Source organism: Emticicia fontis, assembly GCF_054779675.1.
This window is the reverse complement of sequence record NZ_BAAGXU010000064.1, coordinates 341,381-350,759: the sequence shown is the minus strand read 5'-3', so window position 1 is coordinate 350,759 and position 9,379 is coordinate 341,381. Positions and strand designations below refer to the sequence as shown.

Here is a 9,379-nt window from a genome sequence, read left to right as displayed (position 1 = left end):
AAAAAAAAGGATTTAGTTTACATGATTAATTTTAAAAAAGCTGTGCCAATCCTTAAAAAGGCTTTTTTCTGGGGTTTATTTTCTACTAATAATTTTTATCCATTAAAATGATTTTTCTTATACCAGCCCTAATTTTACCAAAGGGCAATCAATAAGTTGGGTAATTTATTCCTCATTTTGGGTTAGTTTTTACCGAGATGTGGCTCTTAAGAATATGTTTAAAATTTTCTTAAGAATTTCTGAAATTGGGGAACACGGTGGCATAAATACCCCAATTAGAGGCATTAAAAGACGTTATAAATTCTCAATTGAAAATATAATAAGCTAACTATAAGCGAATTATAAAAAAGCGGTAGTAAGAATAAAGGATCCTTACTACCGCTTAATAATATCTTATAATTTAGTAACCTAAATTTGGTTGTATCTTGCTTCAAAATCCTTAATTCTTCTTCTGGATATACATAACTGCTCACCTGAATTAAGATAGACAGAACCAGTCAGTTTCTCTAGTTTTATTTTTTCAATATGCAACATATTGATCATAATACCACGGTGGATTCGGAAGAAATAAGGCAAAACCATCAGTTTTTGTTCATAAACCTGTAAATTACGGGCGCTTAACAGGGTTCTTCCGTTAGTTAGATAAAGAATTGTATAGTTGATTTTGCTTTCGAGGAAGATAATTTCTTCGGGGCGAATAAACTTCGATTTGCCTCCACTCAAAAAACGTAAGGTAAATGTTGTATTCATTGGAAAGTGAGTTTTCATGGCGATCTTGAGAAATTCTACCTATTTCAAGTAAAATCTTTACCAAATTGATAAATAGTTATCCAATTTTTTTATTGAGTATAAAATTTTCATGCCATGATGAGTTATAGTTATTAATTTCAGTAAGATTAAAGTAGCGGAATTCTGACAGTAAACTTCACAAATGTTTTAAAAATTTCTAACCTCCCGTCAGTCAAATAATGATAAAAGTTTCGAAGACAGTTTAATGCTTGCCTATCTAAGGTTTCACCAAAATATATTCTTTGATTGCAAAAAACATTTTCTTTTCAGGAAAATCTGTAAATTTATAGCGTTTCAATTATTCAATTACTCTTATTAATTATATATATGGCAGATACCCCACAGGTTAAACATCAACCAGACGATAATCTATTTCTGATAAATATCGGTAATGATATGGCTTATCAGGAATACATTAAAAAGCAAGATGAGATAATTATTACTCATACTGAAGTACCCAGAGAATTAGAGGGAAAAGGTCTGGGAAGCCTACTAGCAAAAAATGCCTTACAATATGCAGAAGAAAATAACTTAAAGCTAAATCCGCTATGCCCGTTTATGGCAGCATATGTTCGTAAACATTACAACGATTACAAACATCTATTGTCATCTGATTTTAAAGTCTGAAACTATGAAAATATCACGTAAAAATGCTTTAAAATCATTGTTCGCCACATTGATAAGTTTGCCTGCTCTGGCAAAGGAAAAGAATAATGATAAAAAAGATTTATTAGGCTTTAAAGAAGAATTCAGCGCCGCCTGGAAAAGCTCTCAGGACTATACACTGAAAATCTTTAACCAGATGCCGGAAGAAAAATTCGAATATAAATATACGCCCGAGTCTTTTTCGTTCAGAACTCAGTTTGTGCATTGTATTACGTTCACCACAGCCCAAATCTGTGGAAGATTGAATCTCCCTAATCCTTATGATGAAAAAGAAAAACAAAAAGATTATTGGGCTAAATTATCCAAAACTGAATTAGAATCGGAATTGAAAGGTTTTTATAGCTGGGTTGAAAAAACAGTGTTAGAAGCCAAGCCTGATAGACTAGCACAGCTGGAAGGATATGCTGGAGATAAGATTCCAGTGTGGCGTTTACTTTATGCTTTGGAGAATCATATAATTCATCACCGTGGGCAAGCCATTTGCTATATACGCCTGAATGGTATTACGCCTATTGGCTATATCGGTTGGTAGGATTTATTCTATTAGTCACAAAATATAAGTTCAACAAAAAGCCTCTGCAAGTATCACTTACAGAGGCTTTATTATTTCTGGTAAACAAATTCTTATTTTTCTACGCAAGAACCTTCTTTGCCATCTTTGCAACAACGGTTATAAGATTTGCTAAGTTTTTTGTATTGGTTTTCATCAATGCTTACATATAGTTTGTTGTAATCACCAACCATTACATCTTGTTTAGTAAAGTTATAATTCAATGTTACAGGAATGTTTACGTTTTGATCAGGTAGTGGGTTGCCGTTAGCATCACACACTCTGAAGATTTTAGAAACATTGCTTAAACCTGACGTAACTACTTCGTAGCTTGATTTTACAGGTACTGCAAATGAACCTAAGCAAAGATATTTTTCTGGCATTTCACCTTTCGCCAATTTACCTGCTTTTTTGTAAACTCCAATTACGGTTACACTTGGGTTTGCACTTTTAATGCTACCATCCTGAATTTCAGTTTTACCTAAGAAGTTGATTTTCTGGTCAGCACATTTAGTACCACCTGCTGTTCCGATTGTTACATCAGAAGGGCTATCCGATAAAACTTTTTTCTCGATGGTCTGAGCAGCTGTGGTTGCGGCACTTGCAGTAACCGGGCAATCTTTGTATGCTTTACCTAGTGCTTTGAATTGTTTTTCGTCAACATTCAAATAGATTTTATCACCATCGCCAACCATCACCTCTGATTTTGTAATTTTGTAATCCAGGTTCAATGGCAGTGTTAAATTCATTGCTGAAGGAGCTGATGCACCTTTATCAACGCATACAGGAATTGTTTTTGAGTATGACATTTCACCTTTTACGTTGAAATCGTAAGTAGCACGAGAAGATACAGGGTATGAACCTAGGCAAAGACCTTTTGTGCCATTCACTGCAACGATTTCCATCGTTTTGCTTGCGTTCATTACATCACCACTTGAGATTTCTCCTTTAGCGCTGATACTGATTTGTTGTTCTGTACAAACTGTTTCAGGTAAAAGTGCAACTGGTTTAGAAACATAAGTAGGGATATAAAAGGCGTTACCGCATTTTTTCATTACATATATAAAACAATCGCCTGTTTTTGCTTTAATTCTGAAAGTCTCAAAATCACGACCTAAAATCGACCATACATATTTGTGACCTCTGGCATAAGCACCCATCCAACCAGTAGATCCTTTTGAAAGGATTTCAGGTGTGATGCTGGCTTGTGTAAAACCAGGGTCATTGAAGCCTGTATAACCTAGAGCTACCAATAGATCATCCATTTCTTTTTTGATACCTCTCTGGTTTTTTTGGTAAACTCTTTTCAAATACGTGTAAGCCGATTGAGCCGTATGTTTAGGAATTTCTCCAAATTGTGGGCTGGTGCCAAGTCTGTTCAAAACCACAGCTTTTTTGTCGCCATTACCTTGAAAAACTTTGTAAGGCAATGAATTACATGGCGAAGGCATCTGATCGGGCGTTGGGTTTTGTTGGGCATACCCCAGCAACGGTAATAATACCACAAGTGTGAGAATTCTAAATGAAGAAGCTTTCATTTTTTTAGATTTTTAAAGTGTCTGAATAAATTTCTAATCCAATCGGATACAAAAATAATTTATTTAAATTAAAGTGACAGAAACGGGTTCTTTATGAAAAAATTATTTCTATCTATTAGGTTTTGTGAGTTTTTAGGTCTCTTAAGGTGATTTAGAGAGTGATTGCGAGACTCTTTCCCGCAAAAATGGTAATTATTTAATTTAAAAACAAAAACTAATAGATAATGTTATGAGCTCTTGACGGTTTTCTTTAATTTTTTTCTGCATCGGACGATCTATACAGGCTTTTATTTAAAAAACAGGACAATATTTTATTTACCCGAAAATTTATATATCGTGGTAGTCTTATACGTTTCACCAGGACGCAACACTACGGTCGGGAATTTGGCTTGATTAGGAGAGTCAGGGAAGTGTTCTGTTTCGAAACAGAATCCATAACGCTTCTTATATACTACCCCATTTTTCCCGGTAATTGATCCGTCTAAAAAGTTTCCGGTATAAAACTGTACACCAGGCTCAGTAGTTTTTACTTCCATAAAACGACCTGTCGTTGGTTCATAAGCTGTTGCTGCCAGAATCAATGAATCTTTCTTTGGTTGATTCAATACCCAGCAGTGGTCATATCCACCACCTGCTTTTATCTGCGCATCAGTTGTATCGTTGATTCCTTTACCGATTGTTTTAGCTGTTGTAAAATCAAATACTGTACCTTTTACTGCTTTTAACTCGCCAGTAGGGATTAATGTTTTGTCAACTGGTAAAAAACGGTCTGCATTAATCATAATTTCATGTCCTAAGTGGTCAGTTTTACCACCGGTCAGGTTAAAATATGAGTGTTGAGTCAGGTTCAGTATAGTAGGTTTATCTGTTGTGGCCGTATAGTTTATTTCAAGGGCATTATCTTCTGTCAATACATAAGTAATCTCTACACTTAAGTTACCAGGATAACCTTCTTCCATATCTTTACTTACATAGTTCAGCTTCAGTCCGTTTCTACCATCTTTCAATTCTTCGGTTTTCCACATTACTTTATCGAAGCCGATTTTACCGCCATGTAGGTGATTAGGACCATTGTTTACAAGCAAATTATAGGTTTTGCCATCTAAAGTAAACTTCGCTTTAGCTATTCTGTTACCATATCTACCTACCAAAGCACCAAAGAATGGGCTGGCTTTTAAATAACCCGATAGTGAGTCATATCCCAATACAACATCTTCAAATTTACCATCTTTATCAGGTGCTGTTAAATGTGTAATCAACCCGCCGTAATCGCTTATTTTCACTTCCATACCCTTCGTATTTTTCAAGGTGTAAAGGCTGGCTTCCTGACCATCAGGTAATTTCCCCCAAGGTTGTTTGGTAATAGATGCTTCTGTTTTTGTTGTTTCCATTGTATTTTCGCTCTTTTTAGACTGGCAGGCGATACTTGTGTATACTAGTAAGGCTCCTGCCAAAAACAATTTGGACTGCGTTTTAAAATTATTCATAATTATTAAAGGGGGTTGATTTTGATTGCCAATATTACACAAAAACTGTTAAATAGAGACTTTGTTCGATAAACATTTCTGAATTTTAACCTCTCTGCTTAAACGAAAAGCCTATCTTTACCGTTAATTGAACATTATTTAACAATTTTAAACCAATATTATCTTCACTTATCACATGCAAATACGCAAGATAGTTATTGCTGGCCTATTAGCTGCAACACATATAACACAGGCACAAACACCTGCTGCGTCGAAATACGACCACAGAGATGCGTTTAATCCTTTGTTTAATTTTATGCCTGGTACTGCTTACCGCAGCGGTACAGGTGCACCAGGGCCGATGTATTGGCAGAACCGGGCAGATTATAAAATTAATGCTACGCTTGATGAAAATGCCAATACTTTGACAGGAGAAGTTGAAATTACCTATAAAAATAATAGTCCTGATAAACTGCCTTTTGTCTGGCTACAATTAGACCAGAATCAATTCAATGATAATTCTCGTGGAGGTAAAACTACTGCGATTGTAGGTGGTCGTTTTGGCAATACAGGATTTGATGGTGGTTATACAGTAAAATTTGTGAGTGCTGAGAAAAAAGTTACTGCCAATAAAAAGACTTCTACCCGCTCGGTATATGCAGAACATCTGATAGATGATACGCGTATGCAGATACGTTTATCTGAACCATTAACGACTGGCGAGGAGTTGAAGATAAAGGTGAGTTATTCGTTTAAAGTACCTCGTTATGGCTCTGATAGAATGGGTAAGCAGGATACACAAAACGGAACTATTTATGAAATGGCCCAATGGTATCCGCGTATGGCAGTATATGATGATGTTGAAGGCTGGAATACTTTACCCTATCTGGGTGCAGGAGAGTTTTACCTTGAGTATGGTGATTTTGAATATAATGTAACCGTTCCCTGGGATCATATTGTAGCAGGTTCTGGAGAATTAACCAATCCAGGTGAGGTAATGACTGCTGAGCAAATCAAGAGATTTAATGAGGCAAAAAATAGCGATAAGACAGTAATCATCAGAAGTGCTGATGAAGTAACAGATGCGAAATCAAGACCAAGAACCAGCGGTACATTGACCTGGAAATTTAAATGTAAACAAGCGCGTGACGTGGCGTGGGCTTCATCAAAAGGTTTTGTGTGGGATGCAGCAAAAATTAACCTGCCAAGTGGCAAAACTTCTATTGCACAATCGGTATATCCTGTTGAAAGTGCAACGAACGATAGCTGGAACCGCTCTACCGAATACGTAAAAGGTTGTATTGAATTTTACTCTAAATATATCTATGAGTATTCTTATCCATCAGCTACTAACGTTGCGGGAGTGGTAGCAGGTATGGAATATCCGGGCATTGTTTTTTGTAGTTACAGAGATAAAACCGAAAGCCTTTGGGGAGTTACCGATCATGAATTCGGTCATAACTGGTTTCCGATGATTGTGGGTAGTAATGAAAGAAAGTATGGATGGATGGATGAAGGTTTTAATACCTTTATTAATACACTTTCGACCAAAAACTTTAATAATGGAGAATATTATCAGCCTGAAAATGCCCGCCAGTATGCTCCCTATTTCTATGACCGTGACCCTATCATGAATATTCCTGATGTGGTTCAGGCAAACAACTTAGGACTAGCTGCTTACGTAAAACCAGGTTATGGACTTACTATGTTAAGAGAGTTGATTTTGGGTGAGAAACGTTTTGATTACGCTTTCAAGGAATATGTAAACCGCTGGGCTTTTAAACACCCAACACCGCTGGATTTCTTTAGAACGATGGAAGATGCCGCTGGTGAGGATTTGGGCTGGTTCTGGAAAGGTTGGTATGTGAATGACTGGAAAATAGACCAGAGTGTAAAAGATGTGAGTTATATTCAACAGGATGCTACTAAGGGTTCTGTAATTACTATAGAGAACCTGGAGAAGATGCCAATGCCTGTAGTTGTAGAAATAAAAGAAGCTAACGGTACTACCAAACGTGTTGATCTACCAGTTGAAATATGGCAACGAGGCAGTAGCTGGAGTTTCAAGTATCCATCTACTTCGGCTATTGAATCAGTGGTGATTGACCCGGATAATAAGCTTCCAGATGTAAATGCGAAGAATAATATCTGGAAACCTACCAGATATAGTTCACCACAAGCGAATTAATGATGCTGAATCTTTCAGCCTTCTTCTACCGGAGGAAGGCTGAAAGGGGTAGTAATAGATATTTTTGAGCGTTCACAAACCCCACCAATAGGCGGATTAAATTTGGAGACATTCACAGTAATCTGTTGAATTTCGGGGAATTGCTCTTTAACTGCTTCAATGATTTTATAAGCGATATGCTCTAGTAGCCGATGTTTGATTTTCATGACATCGGCTATTATTTTATAGACTACTTCATAATTGACTGTTAAACTTAATCTGTCTTCCTGTGCTGCACGATTCAAATCGGTTGTGATGGCAATATCAATCGAATATTTATTACCTATTTTCTGCTCTTCGTCGTAATAGCCGTGATAAGCAAAAAACTCCAAACCTTCAAGCGAGATTATTCCCATAAATTTTACTAATCAATTACTTTTTTATGTGATACTATATATTTTAAGACCTATCAGAAATTATCGAAGAACGAACCACCACCGTTATCGTTGCTTTTACCAATTACATCGTTCACTGTTGGTAATGGGCTACTATCTTTGGTTGGGCTATCTGCTTTTTCTACCATTGCCTTTCTGATGGCTGCTTTTACTTTATTTACTTTCTCGAGCATCTCTTCCGTAATAGATTCAATATTATTATCTACTACTGGCTTAGGTTCTTCAGCTTTAGGCGTTTCTACCTTATTGACAGGTACTTCTTGCTTTGATTCAGAAATTTCCTGTTTTGGTGCAGGTATCTCTTCCACTTCTTCCTCTGTCTCACCAATAGTATCAAAGAATCCTACATTACCGTCCAGTCCTTTTTCTTCTACATCTTCTACTACCCTACCGCCCACTAAACGGTCTTTCATTTCGTTTAATTCTACAAAACGCCCCTCTGCAGCTAATAAAGCTTGTTCTACCCATGTGCTTGGATCGTGCATGGCATAATGAGGGCCTGCATTCTCTAATATCTCACGGATTTTGAAAACTGGTGTAGTTGCTAAATCTTTGAAAGTAAATATGCCCGAATCATATAGTAGCATAGCTATTTTTGGCCCTATTCCCTCAATTATCTCTAATTCATCTGGCTTTCTTTGCTCAGGAGTTTTTTGGGCAACAGGTGCTTGCTCCACAGGGGCTCTCTCCACAAACGTTTGAGTTTCAGGCTCAATTTGAGTAAAGGGTTCTTCAACCTCCTCTGTTTCTTCTACTGGCCCTTCTTCTATAATGTCATTTGCTGAGGAGTGGACAGTGTTTTCCTCTGGCTCTGCTTCATGCTCATCCTGTTCTGCAAGAATGATAGGCGTAGCCTCTACCTCATTCTCCTGCTCCTCTTCTTCTTGCGTTTCTGGTTCTTGCTCTACCTCTGTTTCTTCAATTATTTCTTCTGTTTCAGGCGGAGCTATCTCTAGTAGAGGCGACTCTTCACTTTCCTCCAGCTCTTCAACAATTGCTTCAGTTTCAGGCACTTCAAGCTCCTCTTCTTCAAATACTGGCGTTTGTTCTGAATCTGAGAGAATATTGCTGGCTTCCTGTATTTTCTTATTGACGCCTTCTTTATCAAACTTTTCCTCAAAGCGTTGTACGTGCTCCAAAGTAGCATTGGATAGGCTACGCATCTGAACCAACAAATTGGTTTTATAATGATCCATTGCCTTGAAATCTCGTTCTAAAGATTTTACCTCCCCTAATACCTCATCTTTAATATACTTAGCTTTGGTATGGGCATCGCGCAAGATTTCTTCGGCTTTTGCACGTGCCTCTTCTACTATCTCGTCGCTTTTTTGTTTTGATTCCTGAATATGCTTATCAGCTTGCTGATTTGCTTGTTCAGTAATCATCGTACTTGTATCTTCTGCAGTTTTAAGTGTTTTAAATAAAGTCATTTCAATCTCCCGAAGCTTACTTGCTTCTTTTTCAGCCATTTCAAGTTGCATTCTCAGCATCTTGCTTTCGTTAAGTATGCGTTCCCATTCCTGCGAGAGATTTGCTAAAAAATTATCAACTTCTTCGATGTTGTAGCCTCTGAAAGTTTTTTCAAATTCATGTTGGCGTATTTCGAGGGGTGTAATTTTCATTTTGTCAATGTTTTATGGAAATATTAAGGCAAAATTAATAAAAAAAATATCGGCACTCCTTATTTAAGCTATTTTCTTCAATTTTGCAAGAAAGCAGGTAAATAAAACAGGTTTAATTTTAAAATA

At 36.8% G+C, this 9,379-nt stretch carries 8 protein-coding genes; 3 read left to right on the top strand and 5 right to left on the bottom strand.

Annotated features, from left to right (window positions below; translation table 11 throughout):
• Positions 1 to 408: 408 nt before the first annotated feature.
• Positions 409 to 750 carry a LytR/AlgR family response regulator transcription factor gene (locus ACYVFA_RS25300; protein ID WP_460474649.1) on the bottom strand — a complete coding sequence of 114 codons (342 nt, stop codon included), beginning with the start codon at positions 748 to 750 and terminating at the stop codon, positions 409 to 411.
• A gap of 366 nt (positions 751 to 1,116) precedes the next feature.
• Here ACYVFA_RS25300 and ACYVFA_RS25295 point away from each other — a divergent pair, with 366 nt between their 5' ends.
• Positions 1,117 to 1,416, top strand: coding sequence for a GNAT family N-acetyltransferase (locus ACYVFA_RS25295; protein ID WP_460474648.1), 300 nt, complete (start codon positions 1,117 to 1,119; stop codon positions 1,414 to 1,416).
• 4 nt (positions 1,417 to 1,420) lie between these two features.
• Complete coding sequence (locus ACYVFA_RS25290; RefSeq protein WP_460474647.1) at positions 1,421 to 1,987, top strand: DinB family protein; 567 nt, start codon at positions 1,421 to 1,423, stop codon at positions 1,985 to 1,987.
• 92 nt (positions 1,988 to 2,079) lie between these two features.
• Here ACYVFA_RS25290 and ACYVFA_RS25285 read toward each other — a convergent pair whose 3' ends face one another.
• Entirely contained in the window at positions 2,080 to 3,543 is a 1,464-nt protein-coding gene (locus tag ACYVFA_RS25285; RefSeq protein ID WP_460474646.1) for a hypothetical protein, read from the bottom strand.
• A 311-nt stretch (positions 3,544 to 3,854) separates the two neighbouring features.
• Positions 3,855 to 4,934: an aldose epimerase family protein gene (locus ACYVFA_RS25280; RefSeq protein ID WP_460474645.1), complete on the bottom strand. Its 1,080-nt coding sequence runs from the start codon at positions 4,932 to 4,934 to the stop codon at positions 3,855 to 3,857.
• A 271-nt stretch (positions 4,935 to 5,205) separates the two neighbouring features.
• Between ACYVFA_RS25280 and ACYVFA_RS25275 the strand changes: the two genes are divergently transcribed.
• On the top strand, positions 5,206 to 7,197 hold the full coding sequence (locus ACYVFA_RS25275) for a M1 family metallopeptidase (RefSeq protein WP_460474644.1): 1,992 nt from the start codon (positions 5,206 to 5,208) through the stop codon (positions 7,195 to 7,197).
• Positions 7,198 to 7,211: 14 nt separating this feature from the next.
• Here the strand turns inward: ACYVFA_RS25275 and folB are convergent, their stop codons facing one another.
• Both folB and ACYVFA_RS25265 read right to left on the bottom strand, forming a co-directional pair.
• Entirely contained in the window at positions 7,212 to 7,592 is a 381-nt protein-coding gene (gene folB, locus ACYVFA_RS25270; protein WP_460474643.1) for a dihydroneopterin aldolase, read from the bottom strand.
• Positions 7,593 to 7,645: 53 nt separating this feature from the next.
• The gene (locus ACYVFA_RS25265; protein ID WP_460474642.1) at positions 7,646 to 9,253 is read right to left on the bottom strand and encodes a DivIVA domain-containing protein; all 1,608 of its coding nucleotides are present in this window, start codon (positions 9,251 to 9,253) and stop codon (positions 7,646 to 7,648) included.
• Between the last annotated feature and the right edge of the window lie 126 nt (positions 9,254 to 9,379).

Coding starts and splice junctions, on each gene's coding strand:
- ACYVFA_RS25300 (WP_460474649.1), bottom strand. CDS start 750: ATGAATACAACATTTACCTTACGTTTTTTGAGTGGAGGCAAATCGAAG.
- ACYVFA_RS25295 (WP_460474648.1), top strand. CDS start 1,117: ATGGCAGATACCCCACAGGTTAAACATCAACCAGACGATAATCTATTT.
- ACYVFA_RS25290 (WP_460474647.1), top strand. CDS start 1,421: ATGAAAATATCACGTAAAAATGCTTTAAAATCATTGTTCGCCACATTG.
- ACYVFA_RS25285 (WP_460474646.1), bottom strand. CDS start 3,543: ATGAAAGCTTCTTCATTTAGAATTCTCACACTTGTGGTATTATTACCG.
- ACYVFA_RS25280 (WP_460474645.1), bottom strand. CDS start 4,934: ATGGAAACAACAAAAACAGAAGCATCTATTACCAAACAACCTTGGGGG.
- ACYVFA_RS25275 (WP_460474644.1), top strand. CDS start 5,206: ATGCAAATACGCAAGATAGTTATTGCTGGCCTATTAGCTGCAACACAT.
- folB (WP_460474643.1), bottom strand. CDS start 7,592: ATGGGAATAATCTCGCTTGAAGGTTTGGAGTTTTTTGCTTATCACGGC.
- ACYVFA_RS25265 (WP_460474642.1), bottom strand. CDS start 9,253: ATGAAAATTACACCCCTCGAAATACGCCAACATGAATTTGAAAAAACT.